This is a genomic window from uncultured Turicimonas sp. (genome assembly GCF_902477955.1).
Classification (GTDB): domain Bacteria; phylum Pseudomonadota; class Gammaproteobacteria; order Burkholderiales; family Burkholderiaceae_F; genus Turicimonas.
This window is the reverse complement of the sequence record NZ_CABSJB010000002.1, coordinates 121930-138360: the sequence shown is the minus strand read 5'-3', so window position 1 is coordinate 138360 and position 16431 is coordinate 121930. Positions and strand designations below refer to the sequence as shown.

Annotated in this window: 15 protein-coding genes and 1 pseudogene; 13 read left to right on the top strand and 3 right to left on the bottom strand. The window is 44.8% G+C overall.

Going from position 1 to position 16431, the window contains the following annotated elements:
* Positions 1-82 precede the first annotated feature (82 nt).
* The 9 genes and pseudogenes from fmt (at position 83) to RDK53_RS01400 (ending at position 10042) form a co-directional block, all read left to right on the top strand.
* Entirely contained in the window at positions 83-1054 is a 972-nt protein-coding gene (fmt, locus tag RDK53_RS01440; RefSeq protein ID WP_308512950.1) for a methionyl-tRNA formyltransferase, read from the top strand.
* Positions 1051-2352 carry a 16S rRNA (cytosine(967)-C(5))-methyltransferase RsmB gene (rsmB, locus tag RDK53_RS01435; RefSeq protein ID WP_308512949.1) on the top strand — a complete coding sequence of 434 codons (1302 nt, stop codon included), beginning with the start codon at positions 1051-1053 and terminating at the stop codon, positions 2350-2352. Before fmt ends, rsmB begins: the two co-directional genes overlap by 4 nt.
* A pseudogene (locus RDK53_RS01430) lies at positions 2352-2930 on the top strand (DUF4390 domain-containing protein). The gene rsmB and the pseudogene RDK53_RS01430 overlap by 1 nt, the downstream one beginning before the upstream one ends.
* A 2-nt stretch (positions 2931-2932) precedes the next feature.
* The gene (locus RDK53_RS01425) at positions 2933-5200 is read left to right on the top strand and encodes an ATP-binding protein (protein WP_308512948.1); all 2268 of its coding nucleotides are present in this window, start codon (positions 2933-2935) and stop codon (positions 5198-5200) included.
* A 64-nt stretch (positions 5201-5264) separates the two neighbouring features.
* Positions 5265-6017, top strand: a complete 753-nt coding sequence (locus RDK53_RS01420; protein ID WP_217983968.1) for a response regulator — start codon at positions 5265-5267, stop codon at positions 6015-6017.
* Positions 6018-6040: 23 nt separating this feature from the next.
* Complete coding sequence (trkA, locus tag RDK53_RS01415; protein WP_308512947.1) at positions 6041-7456, top strand: Trk system potassium transporter TrkA; 1416 nt, start codon at positions 6041-6043, stop codon at positions 7454-7456.
* Between the two features lie 12 nt (positions 7457-7468).
* Positions 7469-8941: a TrkH family potassium uptake protein gene (locus RDK53_RS01410; protein ID WP_304703172.1), complete on the top strand. Its 1473-nt coding sequence runs from the start codon at positions 7469-7471 to the stop codon at positions 8939-8941.
* A gap of 69 nt (positions 8942-9010) precedes the next feature.
* Positions 9011-9646 carry a hypothetical protein gene (locus RDK53_RS01405; protein ID WP_308512946.1) on the top strand — a complete coding sequence of 212 codons (636 nt, stop codon included), beginning with the start codon at positions 9011-9013 and terminating at the stop codon, positions 9644-9646.
* A gap of 129 nt (positions 9647-9775) precedes the next feature.
* Positions 9776-10042, top strand: coding sequence for a type II toxin-antitoxin system RelB/DinJ family antitoxin (locus RDK53_RS01400; protein ID WP_308512945.1), 267 nt, complete (start codon positions 9776-9778; stop codon positions 10040-10042).
* An 82-nt stretch (positions 10043-10124) separates the two neighbouring features.
* On the opposite strand, the gene RDK53_RS01395 is transcribed toward RDK53_RS01400, so the two are convergent.
* Together RDK53_RS01395 and RDK53_RS01390 are read right to left on the bottom strand one after the other, a co-directional pair.
* Positions 10125-10481, bottom strand: coding sequence for a DUF1840 domain-containing protein (locus RDK53_RS01395; RefSeq protein ID WP_308512944.1), 357 nt, complete (start codon positions 10479-10481; stop codon positions 10125-10127).
* A 253-nt stretch (positions 10482-10734) separates the two neighbouring features.
* Positions 10735-11607: a hypothetical protein gene (locus RDK53_RS01390; RefSeq protein WP_308512943.1), complete on the bottom strand. Its 873-nt coding sequence runs from the start codon at positions 11605-11607 to the stop codon at positions 10735-10737.
* Positions 11608-12369: 762 nt separating this feature from the next.
* Between RDK53_RS01390 and RDK53_RS01385 the strand changes: the two genes are divergently transcribed.
* Positions 12370-13464, top strand: a complete 1095-nt coding sequence (locus RDK53_RS01385; RefSeq protein WP_308512942.1) for a hypothetical protein — start codon at positions 12370-12372, stop codon at positions 13462-13464.
* A 56-nt stretch (positions 13465-13520) separates the two neighbouring features.
* Entirely contained in the window at positions 13521-14312 is a 792-nt protein-coding gene (locus RDK53_RS01380) for a Sir2 family NAD-dependent protein deacetylase (protein ID WP_308512941.1), read from the top strand.
* 145 nt (positions 14313-14457) lie between these two features.
* Here the strand turns inward: RDK53_RS01380 and RDK53_RS01375 are convergent, their stop codons facing one another.
* The gene (locus tag RDK53_RS01375) at positions 14458-15435 is read right to left on the bottom strand and encodes a WYL domain-containing protein (protein WP_308512940.1); all 978 of its coding nucleotides are present in this window, start codon (positions 15433-15435) and stop codon (positions 14458-14460) included.
* A 349-nt stretch (positions 15436-15784) separates the two neighbouring features.
* On the opposite strand from RDK53_RS01375, the gene RDK53_RS01370 reads away from it, so the two are divergent.
* The gene (locus RDK53_RS01370) at positions 15785-16174 is read left to right on the top strand and encodes a PTS sugar transporter subunit IIA (protein WP_304703181.1); all 390 of its coding nucleotides are present in this window, start codon (positions 15785-15787) and stop codon (positions 16172-16174) included.
* The gene (locus RDK53_RS01365; RefSeq protein WP_304703182.1) at positions 16161-16430 is read left to right on the top strand and encodes an HPr family phosphocarrier protein; all 270 of its coding nucleotides are present in this window, start codon (positions 16161-16163) and stop codon (positions 16428-16430) included. The genes RDK53_RS01370 and RDK53_RS01365 overlap by 14 nt, the downstream gene beginning before the upstream one ends.
* The last annotated feature ends 1 nt before the right edge of the window (position 16431 follow it).

Sequence of the window (16431 nt, the reverse complement as noted above, 5' to 3'; positions counted from 1 at the left end):
GTATTAAGCTTCCATTGTCCTACAATCTGAGAACAAAATCTCTGTCGGAAAGAAATTCTTTCCTTTTCAAAAGGTGAACTACATGAAGATTGTTTTTGCAGGCACGCCTGAATTTGCCGCTTATGCCTTAAATAAATTAATAGAAGAAGGGCACGACATAAGAATGGTCCTGACTCAGCCCGATCGTCCCTCCGGCAGAGGACGTAAATTAAAAGCAAGCGCAGTCAAAGAAGTTGCACTTAAGGCTGGTATTCCTGTTGAAACCCCTTTGACATTCAGACGAGCCAAAGGGGGAGAAGAAACCGCTGCGGTTTACGACAAACTGCGCGAAATCGATCCGGACTTATTAATCGTTGCTGCTTATGGTTTGATCCTTCCTCAAGAACTGCTTGAACTTCCGAAAGGAATTTGGAGCGAATATCCGAATCTGAAAGCGGTTAATATCCACGGCAGCTTGCTGCCTGATTGGAGAGGAGCGGCTCCCATCGCCCGAGGTCTTGAAAAAGGCGATAAAGAAGCCGGTGTAACGCTTATGCAGATGGATGTCGGCCTCGATACCGGTCCGATGCTTTATAAAAAAGCTATTCCGATCACGGAAGAAGATACTGCCGGAACACTGACCGAAAAAGTTGGAAAGCTCGGTGCGGAGATGCTTGCTGAATATTTGAAAGACCCGACAAAATATCCGCCTGTGGCTCAGCCCGAAGAAGCTTCTTATGCCAGCAAGTTGGAAAAAGCCGAAGGCGTTATTGATTGGTATCAGCCGGCTCAGGTCATCGTTAACAAGATTCGCGCTTTTAATCCGTTCCCCGGGACATCTTTCAAACACGGTGAGACTGATTTGAAGGCTTGGTTTGCCGTATGCGAAAAGGATAAACAATACAAAGAACCGGCCGGAACCGTGCTCTCGGCAGACGCTAAAGGTGTTCGCGTCTGTGCCGGCGACGGCAAAGTCGTTTGTCTTAAAGAATTGCAGAGACCGGGCGGAAAGAAATTGCCCGCAAGAGAGTTTTTAGCCGGTCATCCCATTAAAGAAAAAGAACTGTTGCAATGAGTAAAGTAGCGTTGTCGACGGCTTTAATGGAAGCCGCTAAAACTTGGCAGAAAATTAAAGAAGGCTCCTCAATTGACGGAGCGCTCGGACAAATAAAGGGCGAAATTAAACCGGCTGTCCAAAGCTTGGTGTATGCCGTTGCCCGAAGAAGAGTTCTGACTCAATGGATTCTCAAGAAGTTGGCCTCTAAACCTCCTAAACCCTTGCTCTCTTCTCTGTTAGAGGTAGCCTTTGCTCAGGCCGTGCTTGGTGAGAAGAAGCCTTTTACCGTTGTTGATCAGACAGTTCGGGCTGTTAAAAAAGATCCGAGTCTGGCTAACGCGGCAAATTTCGCCAATGCGGTTCTTAGAAAGTTCTTAAGAGAGCAGGAAGCCCTCGTTGCTGAAGCAATGAAGAACGATGAGGTTAAATTTAATGCGCCTGCTTGGTGGATAAAAAAATATCGTTTGATTTTCGGTAAAGATGCCGATGCAGTTTTAGCTTTACAGCAGAAGCATCCTCCGTTGGTGCTTCGAGTTAACCGTAGAAGAATCAGTCCCGAAAACTATCTAAAGAAATTAGAAGAAAACGGGATCAAAGATGCGCTTCGCGTCGGCCAAGACGGCATAGTTTTGCTTTCGCCCAGACCCGTTTCGGATATCCCCGGATTCTTAGACGGAGAGGTTTCTATTCAGGATGCAGGCAGTCAGCTTGCGGCTCAAATCTTAAATCCTTCGGACGGCATGGTTGTGCTCGATGCCTGTGCTGCTCCGGGAGGCAAGACGGGACATCTGTTGGAAATGGCCGATGTTGATTTAACGGCGATAGAAAAAGACCCGGTGCGAGCAAAACGAATCGGAGAAAACTTAGGCCGATTGGATCTGAAAGCAGAAGTTCGAGTCGCTGATGTCGGTGATGTGGCATCTTGGAATGTAGAAAAGAAACTTTTTGATCGCATCCTTTTAGACGCTCCTTGCTCAGCTTCAGGGATTTCAAGGCGTCACCCCGATATTCCGTGGCTAAAAGATTTGAGCGATGTGAAGAGCTTGGCAAAGACTCAAGCGTATTTGTTAGATAAAATGTGGTCTATATTGGCAAAAAAAGGCAGACTGCTTTATGCGGTTTGTTCTGTTATGCCCGAAGAAGGGATCGACCAAATTAAGGAATTTGCGGCTTCACATCTGGATGCAAAACTTGTACCTTTTAAAGGAGCTCCTGAAGGATGGATAAGACTGTCCCCGCATGAGGACGCTCCTGATTTGGAGTTTATCCCTTGGGTAAGAGACGGTTTTTTCTACGCACTTTTTGAGAAAATTTAATGAATACTTTACACAGGCGCTTTGTTCGACTAACAGTTGCGGGGCTGATCGCAGCTGCTATGGCCGTTAGTGCTTGTGCAGAAGGTATTGTGCCCGTGCATGCGGAGGTGTCTGCCATTCAAGATTCCTCCAAAGCCATTTACTTTGACGGCTCCTTTGAGTTGGAGCTGGCTCCTGAGGTCAAAGAAGTTCTTGAAAGAGGAGTTCCTCTTAACTTCAATCTGGAAGTAGAAATCTTTAAAAATCGCTGGTATTGGTTTGACCGTGAGATCAGTAAGGTCACTGAAAGAATTCGTCTCAGTTATAACCCGCTGACCCGTCAGTATCGTGTCAGTCTCGGCGGGATGACTCAGAACTTTGACAATCTCGATTAAGCCATATTTTTTATGACTACGATTTCCAAGCTGTACGTTGCGCCGTACAGGGATATCAACCCGGATGACTATGAGGTCCGGGCCCGCTTCTATTTGGATACGGAAAGACTGCCCAAGCCTTTCCAGGTAACGCTCAAGAAAGATGACGGATGGAATCTAGATTCCGGATGGTTTGATGTGACGATAGTTTCCACTAAGGAGTAACCGTGTCCAAGTACTTGAGGCTTGCGCTCCTGATTATGGTGGGAGTCAGCTGTATCCTGCTTTTTTTGCTTGTGAACGCCAGCCGTAATACCGGCTTCTTTGAAAAGTACTATCAGCTTCTTTTGTGGGTCAACACCGGTGTCGCAGCAATTTTTCTGGGGCTCGTCGCCGTTCTTCTTACTCGGCTTTATCAAAGAGCCCGTAAAAAGAGATACGGCGTAAAAATCCTTTCTAAGTTTGCTTTCGCTTTATGTTTGGCAGGCGTTCTCCCGGGTGTTCTTATCTTCTTAGTTTCCGTGCAGTTCCTCTATGGTTCCGTAGATTCATGGTTTGACCGAAAGGTTGAGCGAGCTTTAGATTCCGGGTTGACGCTTGGTAGAGAAGTTCTTGAGAACTATCAGTCATCATTATTGAATCGTGCCCGTAATCTCGCGGTTGAATTGGCGGAAAGTCCTCCCGCAGAATGGGTGTCGCGTCTAGACAGTCTTCGCGAAAGAGAAAATTTATCCGAGGCGATGATTGTGACCTCCCGCGGCAGATTAATAGGCGTCAGCGGAGCCTCATTCAATACCTTAGCACCCGTGGTTCCTTCGATAAGAAACTTACAGACCGCACGATCTGAGGGGCACTGGGAGGGGCTGGAAGAAAAAGAAGGCGGCACTATACAGGCAAAAGCCATTGTGCTGATTCCGACGGTTGAGCTGCCGGCTGCTGCTCCGCTGTCTTTGCTTCCCAATGCCAGTTCTCCGAGAAGCGAACGTTTTACGTTCAGCAGAAACGGTTTTGAATCTTCCAGTCAGACAGGAGAAGCAGTTTTTCTGGAGGTGGTAGACAACATTCCGCCTTCTTTGGCTCATAACTCTGAAGTGCTGATGAACGGTTACCGCGACTATCAAGAAATGGTTCTGGCCCGCGGAGGGTTGCGTTCCATTTATTTGATAACGCTGACCTTGGTTCTTTTGATGTCTATGTTCGCTGCGATTGCCTTATCCGTCATTATTGCGACGAGAATCACGAAGCCGCTGATGATTTTGCTTGAAGGTACCCGAAGACTGGGAAGCGGCCATTATGATTTATTGCCGGAATCCAAGACTAACGATGAAGTCTCGGAGTTGACGCGGTCTTTTAACATCATGACCACGCAGCTGGCAGATGCCCGCAGAGACATTGAAAAGCGCGGCGAGGAACTCGAACAAGCCAAGGATTATCTGGAAAGTATCCTGACCAAGATGTCTTCCGGCGTAATTGTCGCGGATGAGTGGTGGAATATCGTTTCTGTTAATGCCAGTGCCTCTTCAATCCTTAAAATCGATTTGGCAGGCCGTCTCGGCGAACCTTTGCAGGAGGTTCTTCCTGATTTTATTGAGCCGATTAGAGAAGAAATCGGCAAGCCGGTTAACGGCAAATATCCGGATGTTTCGGTCCAAAGCGAACTTGTTGTGAAATCCGGTAAGAAACATCAGCGTATTTTCTTGTTCACTAGAGGATCGACCCTCTCCCTCGGAAGCCGTGAAGGTTACCTTTTGTTGTTTGACGATATCAGCTCCTTGGCAGCCGCCCAAAGAACCGAAGCCTGGGCTGAAGTTGCGCGCCGCTTGGCTCACGAAATTAAGAATCCGCTGACGCCGATACAGTTAGCTGCTGAAAGACTTCAGATGAAACTTGAGACCAAAGTCTCGGGTAAGGACGAAGAGATTCTTCAGAAGGCTACGAGAACTATTGTGAACCAGGTAACGGCCATGAAGCAGATGGTGGACGACTTCCGTTTGTACGCAAAGATCGGCTCTCCTCGATTCGAAGAGATCAATTTGGCCGAGTTTGTCCAGGAAGTCACCAACCTTTATTTGGCCGGAGATATTCATCTTCATTTGGACTTGGATCCGACGGTGCCTCTGATCGAGGCCGATGCCAACATGCTCAGACAAGTACTTCACAATCTCATTTCCAATGCGATGGAAGCAGCTCCTGATAAAGAGGCCATGCGTGTGGAAATCAGAGTCGCAAAAGAATATGAGCCCGGAACAAATGTTGTGGACGGCGTAAAGCTTGAAGTCATTGACAATGGGCCAGGATTTGCCGCTCAAATTCTGGAGCATGCCTTCGAACCTTATGTTACGACAAAGACCTCGGGCACAGGGCTTGGATTGCCGATGATAAAGAAAATTGTGGCAGAACACCGAGGTACGGTCGGGGTGGAAAATATAGTGGATGAACAGGGCCAAATATTAGGAGCAAGAATAACGATTATCTTCCGACAGCTTGCGAACTGAAGGAATTAGGAAAATAGTCATTCTTTGTTTAGAATGCCTTATAAATAGTCGAAAATAAAACGATATGGCAGTAATTTTAGTAGTTGATGACGAAGTAGGGATTAGGGAACTTCTTTCTGAGATTTTGTCTGATGAGGGTTATTCGGTGCTCTTGGCAGAAAACGCCGGCGCAGCGAGAATTGCTATCAATAATCGTCCCGATTTGGTATTGCTGGACATTTGGATGCCGGACAACGATGGTGTTTCACTTCTGAAGGAGTGGAGTTCGACAGGCAAGCTGACAATGCCCGTGATTATGATGAGCGGACATGCCACTTTGGATACCGCCATCGAGGCAACAAAATTCGGCGCCGTAGACTTTTTGGAAAAGCCGATTGCTCTTTCCCGCTTAATCTCCTCGGTTAAAGCAGCTCTCGAAAAGAATTCCGTTGAACCCAAGATCGGTACAAACCGTGCTCCTCAGCCTCGTCAGCCGCTTCAGCCTCGTCCTCAGCCCGGCTACGGTACTTATCAGCAGCCAAGACCTGAGCCTCAGCCTCAGCCGGTTCAACCTAGAATTATTGAACATAAGCACGACTCTCTTACTTCTATGATGGCGGCCATCAATTTCAATGATCCGCTAAGAGAAGCAAGAGACCAATTTGAGAGGATTTATTTTATGAATCTTCTTAGAAAAGAAAATAATAGTATGACGAAGGTTGCAAGCGCCGCAGGTTTAGAGCGCACTCACCTTTATCGTAAGTTGAAACAACTTGGTTTAGACATTGGTCGGGCCGGAAGATCAAAAGAGCGCAACGACGAGTTTTCTGAAGGCTGAAGCCAAAGCCATTTGAGGACAACATGAGAATACTGATCCTTGGAGCGGGGAAGGTTGGTGCTTCAGTAGCGGGAAACCTGGTTTCCGAGTCTAACGACATCACCATTGTCGATAAAGACAAAAATAAAATTAACGAAATCCAAGGAATGTATGACTTGCAGGGGATTGTTGGAGACGCGACGTCCCCGTCAGTTTTGGCCGACGCCGGCGCGGCTGATGCCGATATGCTCGTGGCAGTGACTGCCAGCGACGAAACCAATTTAGCCACAACATTAATTGCTGAACAGCTTTTTAATATTCCGGCACGTATTGCCCGCGTTAGAAACGAGGAATTAAGAGAGTATCCGGCACTTTTATCGACTTCCGGCTTCAGAGCAACTTCCGTGATTTGGCCGGAGGAAGCGGTAACCAACTCTATCGTTCAGCTCATTCATTATCCGGAAGCTCTTCAGGTTATTGATTTTTCTACGGCTGACTTGATTTTGGTCTCCGTTAAGACTGATGCGGGCTCCAAAATGGCCGGCAAGACCGTGGCTGATATTCATCAGGTTCTGCCTGATGCCAAGGTGCAAATTGTCTCTATCAGCCGTCAGAAGTTCCGTGTTACCAACATTAGGCCTGACACCGTCATTAATCCTGGAGACGAAGTTTTCTTCCTGACGCTTAAATCCGAGGCGTCGAATATTATTCGTGTATTCAGACAGAAGGTCAGAAGATATGACCGAATCATGATAGCCGGCGGCGGCTCTCTCAGCTTGCAGTTGGCACGAGCTCTCGACAGCTCCGAGACCGCTAACGGAGATAACTACAACATTAAAATTTTGGAAGGCGATCCGACACGCTGTCAGTATCTTTCCGAACATCTGTCGAGTTCCGTTTTAGTCTTAAACGGCGACATGACCGATGAGACTCTCTTCATTAACGAAGGCATTGCCAATATCGACGTATTTATTGCGGTCAGCAATGATGACGAAGATAATTTCATGAGCTGCTTGTTGGCTAAGCGCCTCGGGGCCCACTGCACTATCGCGCTGATCAACCGTTCGAGCTACATTGACTTGATTGACTCGACCGATATTGATATTGCTTTTTCACCGACAGAGTCCGTACTGTCTGACTTGCTTCGCCATATTCGTCAGGGAGACGTAGTTTCGGCTCATACCTTGAGAAGAGGAGCGGCAGAAGCGATGGAGATAGTTGCTCACGGAACGCCTAAAAACTCTAAGGTCATCGGCAAGCCTGTCACAAGACTAAACCTGCCGCATGGGGTGACTATCGGCTGTATTGTTCGAAAAGAGGATGAGTCTCAAGAAGTCTTGATGGCTTCTGAAAAAGATTTAACCATTGAGGACGGCGATCATGTCATTATTTTTGCTGACAGCCGCCAACAGGTGCCGGAGATAGAAAAGCTCTTTGCTCCATCTGTAGGATTCTTCTAAAGGGAGTCACAGATGCATCCTATCCTCCGTCTAATGCTCTTACCGGTCCTTAATGTTTTAGGTCCGATTATTGTGGGATTTTCCTTTGCGATGCTGATCCCGCTCATCTTGTCTTTTTGGAAACAAGACGGGGCATTTAACGGATTTTTGATTTCTTTTCTTATTACATTTTTTTCCGGTGGACTTCTTTGGTTATCTACAAGAAGTTTTAGAAGAGAGCTGATTCCTCGAGACGGATTCCTGTTGGTGACAATGGCGTGGGTTTTCTTAGCCTTTTATGCCACGCTGCCCGTTTATCTCACTATTCCGGATTTGCCTTTTACGCATGCTTTCTTTGAAGCCGTTTCGGGGATTACGACCACTTGCGCGACGATTCTTCGAGGACTTGACGATCTGCCGATGAGCGTGAATTTCTGGAGATGTTTCCTAGCTTGGTTGGGAGGCATCGGTATTCTGGTGATGGCCGTGGCAGTTCTTCCGCTGTTGGGCGTCGGTGGTGCACAGATCTTCAGGGCGGAAAGCACGGGGCCTTTGAAGGAGGGGCGCCTCACTCCAAGAATCTCGGACACAGCTAAGGCCTTCTTCAATATTTATTTTGCGATTTCCGTTCTTTGCGCAATCTGCTATCACATGGCCGGAATGGACTGGGACGATGCCATTATGCATACGTTCACCACGGTGTCTTTGGGAGGTTTCTCCAGCCATGATGCCGGGTTCGGATATTGGTCAACCAGAGCCGTTGACTATGTGTGTGTAGTCTTTTTGCTTATCGGCGGCATTAACTTCTCCATGCACTTCCTCGTATGGAAAAAGCTGTCTCCGATGCTCTACTTCAAAGACGTTGAAAGCTGTGCATGGCTTTTAACAGCGTTAGTCCTTACTCTTTTATCGACGTTCTTATTGGTTTCTTTTGAGACTTACGTCAATGTCGGAGATGCTTTTTACTATTCGGTGACCAACGTCATTTTCGTGATAAGTACCAGCGGTTTTGCGAACACAAACTATGGCGACTGGCCTTTAGTAGTTCAGCTACTGGCTTTGTTCGGCTCGAGCTTTGCCACTTGTGCCGGTTCTACCGGCGGCGGCATCAAAATGATCCGTGCGATTGCTTTGGTAAAACAGGGCGGTCTCGAATTTAAGAAGATTTTGCATCCCCGCGTCATTGCTCCGTTGGTGATTGGGAACAAACCGATTAGCAACCAAGTTATATTCGCGATTCTGGCCTTCTTAATGCTCTATATTGCGATTGCCTTCTTGAGCACGATGGTTTTCCTTCTGACAGGTTTTGACGGCCTTACAGCGTTTTCTACCGCAATTAGCTGCTTAAATAATCTTGGTCCTGCGTTAGGAAATTTGGGGCCCGCCTATAACTTCTCGTCTTTGACGGATTTTCAAGTCCTCTTCTGTACGTTTTTAATGATTATCGGACGTTTGGAACTATTTACGGTACTCGTTCTCTTTACCAGAGGTTTCTGGCGAGCATAAACTTGAGTTCGGTACTGGTTGGGATAATTAATGTAAAACCAGATACGGAAAACAGAATCAGGAGTAAGCATGTTTAGAAGAAGCTGTTTGGCTATGGCCTTAATGTCTGTTTGCGGACCGATGGTTCATGCAGCGGAAAAAGTTGGAATCAAGCCGGAGACTGTTCCGGGACGTGCAGATTATCCGGAACTACGTGCCGGTACACAGCTCGACCATCTCTATGAATCTATGTTGGCTAACGGATTCGGCATAAGCAATCCGAATGTCGGTAAAGATAAGCCTATAGTCGTCATTGTCTCTGATACTCAGTGTCCGTGGTGCAGCAAGTTGTGGAATGCAGCAAAGCCGCTGCAAAACCATGTGAACTTTATTTGGTTTCCAATTCCTGTCCTACGTGATTTGAGTATTGATCAAGCCGCTCTCATTCTTTCCTCTGAAGAACCTTGGGATGCCATGCAGCACCACGAAGATCACTTTAAAGACAAAGATTTCCGAGGTATAAATCCGACCGGAACAACTGTCGATAAAAAATACAGAGATGAAGTTTGGACCAATGCCAAAATAGCTCGTTGGTCCGGTTTAACCACTGTCCCGCTTGGTGTATTTAAAAATTCTTCCGGCAAATATATTCCAATACCTTCAGGAACAGATACCGAGGAAATAAAAAGGATCGTCGGCATTGAAAAAGATCTAAAGGAACCGTAGTAGAAGTTTTTATAGATGTAGACGAGGCTTCCCTCAGAAATTATTCTTTTATGCTGTTTCGTTTACGATAGTGATACCTACAAGACATCCTTTAAATTCTGTAGCAACATTGTTGAAATGGTGAATTGAATGTCCACGAAGATTTTCGATGATTCGATTCTAGTCAGAGTCAATAAAAAGCTCAAAGCGGATGCCTCTGAAGTCTTGAATTCGATAGGATTAAATTTTTCAGATCTCGTCCGTCTTACTTTGATTAAGCTGGTTCACGAGCGAAAACTTCCATTTGAGGTTGAGTTTTTTAAAGATGAAACGATTGAAGCTATTAGGATGGTTGAAAAGGAAGAAGTAACTCGCCATGAAAGTGTCGGCGCATACTTCGAAAACCGTGGTACGTGAGGCTTGCCTTTTGTACCACGACAATTTTTGAATGACTCTTTTTGGTATCTTATTTAGTGGACCTTTAAAGAAATCACTCCCGCTATGGAACTCCCCACGTAACAGGCACATCATCTTTAAGCGAGCGTTCAAGCATTTCGACAAAGGGATAAGCTCTTTGAGTGAAATAGACGGTTTGTTCCATTGCCGGCTTCTTCTCTTTGTCTAGATCTTTTCCTTCTCTGAAGGCTTTGTCTTCCTTGGCTTTAACCTCTTTCAGAAGTTCTTTTTCTTTTTCAATTCTTAGCTGAAGGGAGTTAAGGGCGGCAGGGATCTCTTCCGGAGTTAAAACTCCGCGAATGCCCAAAGGTTTGCCGAATACTTTAAAAATTTCCTCAGCTGTTTCGCGAAACATATAAATTTCGCCCGCAGCTTTAGAACGGAATGTGACGATTGCCATTCGGAATCCTCCGTAAAACCAAAAATTTTAGGTAGTGCTTCTCGTTTAATGAATTTCCTGAGACGGAAAGCGCTTAAGTGTGTTTACCCGATTTTACTAGGAGCTAAAGAGGACAATCAAACACTATGAGCTGTTTCAGGTCTATGCCAGGCATAAAACATCGTGGAAGCACTGCTTTCAGAAAAGTCATTTCTTTCGTTTAAAAGAATTTAGGTGATTTCAAAAATCGAAACTAATGAGCATTCAATTATTCTTACCTGTAGAAGCCAATAAGCATTGAAAGATCACCGTCAGTAATCTCTTCTAATATCACTCCGAGCTCTTGAGCGAAGATTCTAGGCTGGCTACTGCAAATTAACTCGCAAAACGCTTCCGCAAAAAATTCATAACAATTTTTTTTCGCATACTTGCTTAGATTATTCTCTATGTTGTAGCCGTGCTTAAGAAGGACCCTTCGGCGCACTGCAGTATTGAAAATAGAAGGCAAAGCAAAAGATCCTTTTCTATCCAAAAGGTTAAAGAGAGAAAAATGCACAGCATGTCCGAGCTCGTGCGCCATAATTTGGTAGACACCTCCTTTGTCAGAAAAAGAAGTCCAGAAATTTTTTTTCACTGCGGCCTCGATTTTGTCTGTGTGATTACCACAGAAGTATCGCGGATTTAGAGAAATCATTCTTTCTTTGGAACAAGTAGCCATGGAGGTTCTCAGTCTTGATTTAACTTTTATCCCTCTGATCTCTCCGAAAAGTAACGGATATTTTTCACAAACATCAGCCACTGCTCTGGCGATAGATATGGTTGTTGCGAGCGTACATGCCGTTAAGGTCTGCGGTTTTTCCTGAAGAAGTCCGCAAACAAAAAAAGCTCGCAAAATGTCCGTCGTACTGCGGGCTTTTTCGATTTCGTTCCGAAAAGTCAATAAGTTTGCTTTTTGATTGGCATGAGATTTTTCTCTGATCTCTGTGGCTATTTCTTGCATTTTCGTGAGACGACTTTCGGCAAGACACAGGTTAGAGTTAAGTGGTTCCTCTTCTTGATTAAGGTGAATATCTTCACGGTGAAGGTGGCTCTGATCACAATAATTCAGTACGGGGGAGGTGGCCAATGTTATCGTCTTATCACTCATTTTCTTAAGAAGGAAAAATATAGAAGAATTTGAATTGGTTCAAAGGATCTGTAAGTTATTGGAGGCTGCTTTTAGACTTCTTGAATTTCTGCTGTGAGTCTTAGGTTCTAAGAAGAACAGAATTGCGGTCGTGCAGATAAGTGACTGCAGGTCCGTCATGAACCTGCTTTGTCTCATTTCTAGGCTCCGATTAACAGGTCTCCTTAATATCTTACATAGAAGTATTTTGATTCATAATGCGACAGAAAGAGTCGTCAAAAAAGCAACCATTCATTTGAAAAAACGCCTTTAAACAATGGGTTATGAACTCCTGGTGGAGATCCAATGCGGGCTACAACCGAGGAAAGTCTTTCTCTTCTTACTCTGGCTCCCCATTATGGCTTCGTCTATAAAGACTCAAACTATTTCTGACCAAAGATAGAAAGCGAGCTTCAATAAAAAACCGCGCTGACGAGAAGGAGATAGAAATAGCTTAGATAGTTTCGAAGTTGGTTTCTATTCAAGTAATGTTCATGGTTCAAAAGCAATATAACTTATTGAATTTTTATTAGTTTGTCTGTTTCCTTGAGAGAGAAGTAAGCGAAATATGCGGCGTATTCTGTCGCAACAAATCTTAAACTGTTTTTAGTAAGGCATTAGAGCGGCAGTCGATGTCGCTGCTTATTCCCGTGAGAAGAGATACTGCTGGTGCCAAAGACGCGATGCAATAAAGGTGCCGCAAGTTAACGTTGAAAACGTAGTTGGTTGAAAAGGAAGAGGACTATGAAAGTTATCTTTGACAGAGATGAAAGTAAAAATGACGCTGGAGAAAATGAGTTTTTTGTTAATCTCGAGACTATTTTGCTGGCAGATGGTCTTTGGGATATTCCAACCGAATTAAGTGCGAAGCTTCTTTGTAATGATTCACGCAAGATAAGAGCAAGAGCTATCAGCAATCCGATTTCAGACTTAAATGCTCTTGAAAAATTTATTGAGAAAGAAACCTGCCGGAATAACTTAAACGAGGTTGTAGGACAAGAATTATTTGAGAAGCTCTCAATTCATTCTTTGGCGCTCTTGTTTAACAAATCTCCGGAGGCATTGCTGCGGGCCAGTGGTTCTGAGCTTATTGCTCAAAAAGAATCTGAGCTTCTACCTCTCATCAGAAATCCCGAAGTCAGATTTTGGTTGTCTTATTTATCATCCGGCGGCAGTGAGGAAGACTGTTTTTGCGAGTTCCGCTCCAAGGGCATCAGTTGGGAACCAACAAAAGAAGATTTAGATGAAATTATCCGGAGTGTTGACAAACATGGGACTCGTACAGAAAAACAGCGATTACTGGAAGAATTGCTTTCCAATCGGAATCCTTACGTCCGTGCGCTTGCTCTTCCTTATGTGCGCAATTCTGAGTTATTGAAAAATCTCCTAAAGGATCAGTTCTTTTTTGTGAGAGAAGCCGCGTTAAGAACAAAAGCATTTGCTCAAGGTAACTTTTGCGCGCAAGAGCTTGTGGAAATCATCGGCAATGACCCAGAATTAGCCGAGCTTGTTTTAGATAAAGTAAGAGAAAAGAGCGTGCGCGAAGAATTGTGCGATGCATTGAGTAAGAGTGATGTAACCGAAATACGGACACTTGCAAACGGCTGGGAAAAGATTCCGGAGGAGGCAGAAGATCCATTTCTGGAAGATATTCTAGACAGTTCCGAAGACTTCGATGACATCGGAGAAGACGAAGAAAATGATGATTTCGACAATGAATATGTCGATGCAGACGAAGAATTAGAGGATTCCGCACTAGAGGAAGATTTTTGGGACGAACTATCGGACCGCAAATCCGTTCCTTTTGGAGGAAGGTCCGGAAGGAAGCCAAGATCTTAAAGATCTTCCACGGGTCTGGGGACCTCAATACAGGCTCAGGCCCAGGAGTACTCACGATGGAAAAATACTTTGAAAATTTAAAAACAGGGAACACACCGGTCATCTTTGTTCTCTCAGGCGCAGGTCTGTCGGCAGAAAGCGGTATTGCAACATTTCGTGATAAGAATGGCCTATGGATCAAGAACAATGCAAGAGAGCTAGCCACAATGGAAGCTCTGGCCAGAACTCCAGATAAAGTTTTTGAGTTTTACAACAAAAGGTTTGAAACTGTATGCCGCTGTCAGCCAAATTCAGCACACTACGCATTGGCCAAGTTTGCCCGGGAAACAATTGGCTTTTGTGAGTTTATTCACGTAACTCAAAATGTAGACTGGCTAAATGAGTTAGCTGGGGCGCCTCAGGTCTACCATCTCCATGGATCATTGAATCAGGCACGTTGCAGTGCTTGTGGAGCTGTCTTTCCTCGTCCAAATTCATTTCGGAAAGACAATGTCTGTCCTTCGTGCGGAGCAAAAGGCTACTCGGTCAGGCCCGATGTAGTTCTTTTTGGCGAGCAGCCATATTTCATGGACTGGATTCCAAATTATTTGAAGAGGACAGATGTATTTGTTGCTGTAGGAACTTCCGGAGAGGTTTATCCCGCGGCATCATTTTCTCGGCTATGTAAGAACGCAATAAAGATCAACATCAATCCTGCGGAGGCAGGCCATATAGAGAATTCTTCATATTTTCATTTCCATATTTCGAAAAAGAGTACTGAGGCGCTTCCAGCATTGTTAGAGGTATTGACATTAACAATTAAAGAAAGCGCTTCATGTCGGGAAGAGAATCTTGTTCTTCCTGATTAATCAGCTAATTAAATTGACTTTGTGCGATGTAATCCAATAAATAGCGTAGTGTGTAAGGTAGCCACCCGATAGAAGCCCGTTAAAAGCAAAGCTACTCCGAAAAGTGGGAAGAGGAGGAGGAAAAAGCACCCTCCTCCAGCCCTCGTCAGAGAGGATACCTTCTTTCTTTTGTGATGTGATAGAGGTCTCCATAGGTAGCAATCCAGCCATCAAGTAAACGTGAGTCTTGAAGGACGACTTCGAGCCGGTATTTGCCGTTATCTAGTTTTTTCAATACTTGATCTTTGGCAAAAGGTGTTTCTTCAAAATTTCGTGCCGAATCTTCTCCAGTAAATTCCAATACCCAACGTACTTTTTCGCCGTCACTGTAGTTGAAATGCCGAGAGTTAAGGTATTCGGAGAGGCAGAAATCTTTCGGTACCTCTCTTGAGAAATCTGTCATCTTGGCGCTTTTGATTCGATGAAGCGCTAAATGAAAAATTTTGTCATCGTTCTCATAGGTGCACACCAAATAAAGGCGAGATTGTTGCTGTACGAGCCCTAAAGGATTGATAATTCCTGTTCTGCAAACTCCATGCATATTCTTATAGCTAATTCGAAGTTTTTTCTCTTCGAATAATGCGTTAGAAACCTCATCAAAAATCCTCGGCAGAATTTTGGCAGGAAGTTGGGGAAGGGCCGGGGAGACAAGGGCTACCTTTTGCAGCCATTCTTTTTCTTTCCGGTTGGAGTGTTTTTCATTTAAAACCTTATCGGCTTTGGCAAATAGGAAGTCAAGAGACTTAAGGATAGAGCCTGGAACTTGATTTTTGATATATTCCTGAGCTAACTTCAAAAGAAGACACTCATTAGGTTTAAGTTCCAAAGTTTCCCATTTATTTTCCGAACGGTTTCGACTGTAGCCGAATTTCCTGTCGCGAGGATCACGTTCAACTCCGAAAGAATCTGACTCTGATATTCTTTTCAGATATCTTTGTACCGACCTTTTGGACAAATGGATGCTGGCCGCTTCCAATGATTCGATGATATCTTCAGCACTGGTTTTATTCGGGCTGTAAGGAATCCGGTTTAAAATTTCAAGTACTATTTGAGCTTCTTCCAACTTATTGGGTTTTTTATCCATATTTGAACTCTTTGTATTTTCTATGTGCGTGGGCCGGATGCGCCTCTTTGTGCAATCGAGAAAAGAAAACTTAGACGTAATTTTGTAGCCGTTCACAGAAAATAACAAGACAAACCTCTGGTTATCTGAACGCTTCGCCTTTACAGCGGTGAAGAGATTTTCTTTGGCTCAAGTCTTTGTCTTCATAATGTCTCTGGCCTTATGCCTGTACAGAGAAGGAAAAACGCACAGAGAATTTCTTGAACACAGCATAGTTGAAGGTACTCAAGATTGTTCTTTTTCGGTTTTATGCAGCTCCAGGATTCGAAACTTTGGCTAAAATTAGTGGGATTCTGGAGGAGTATTCTTTGTGAAGACAGGTTTTCTACTCGTGGCTCATAAGCCCTTAGCCTCGGCGTTTAATTCAGTCGCTGAAGAAATCTTTGCGGGACTGGAGGCCGTGGAGGCAGTGGATATAGATTCCGACGAGGATCGGCAATTGCAGCAGGAGCAGCTCGAAAAAGCTTGGAATGCGATAGATGCGGACCAGAAAGTCGTGCTGGTCGATGTTTTTGGTGCAACACCCGGCAATGTCGTTTGCGCATTTGCAAAAGAAAAAAATTGCGAATGCATCGCTCCGTTAAGCCTCCCTCTTCTGATGAAACTCCTCTGCTACAGAAATCAGCCTCTGGAAGTATTGTTGGAGAAGGCTTCTGAGGCGGCGCAAATCGCAACGAGAACAACTAATGAAAACAATTAAAGTTACCGTGTTGAATAAGCTTGGTCTGCATGCCCGACCGGCTACTAAATTAACTCAAAAAGCTAACGAATTTCTCAGTTCTTTGAAGATCACCAATGGCCGCAGAGAGGTCAACGGTAAGTCCATCATGGGAGTGATGCTGATGGCCGCTTCTAAGGGAACCGAGCTGACTTTAATCGGAGACGGAACCGATGAAGAAGAGATGCTTTCGGAACTCAAACAGATGTTTGAAGATAAGTTTGGTGAGGCTCAGTAAG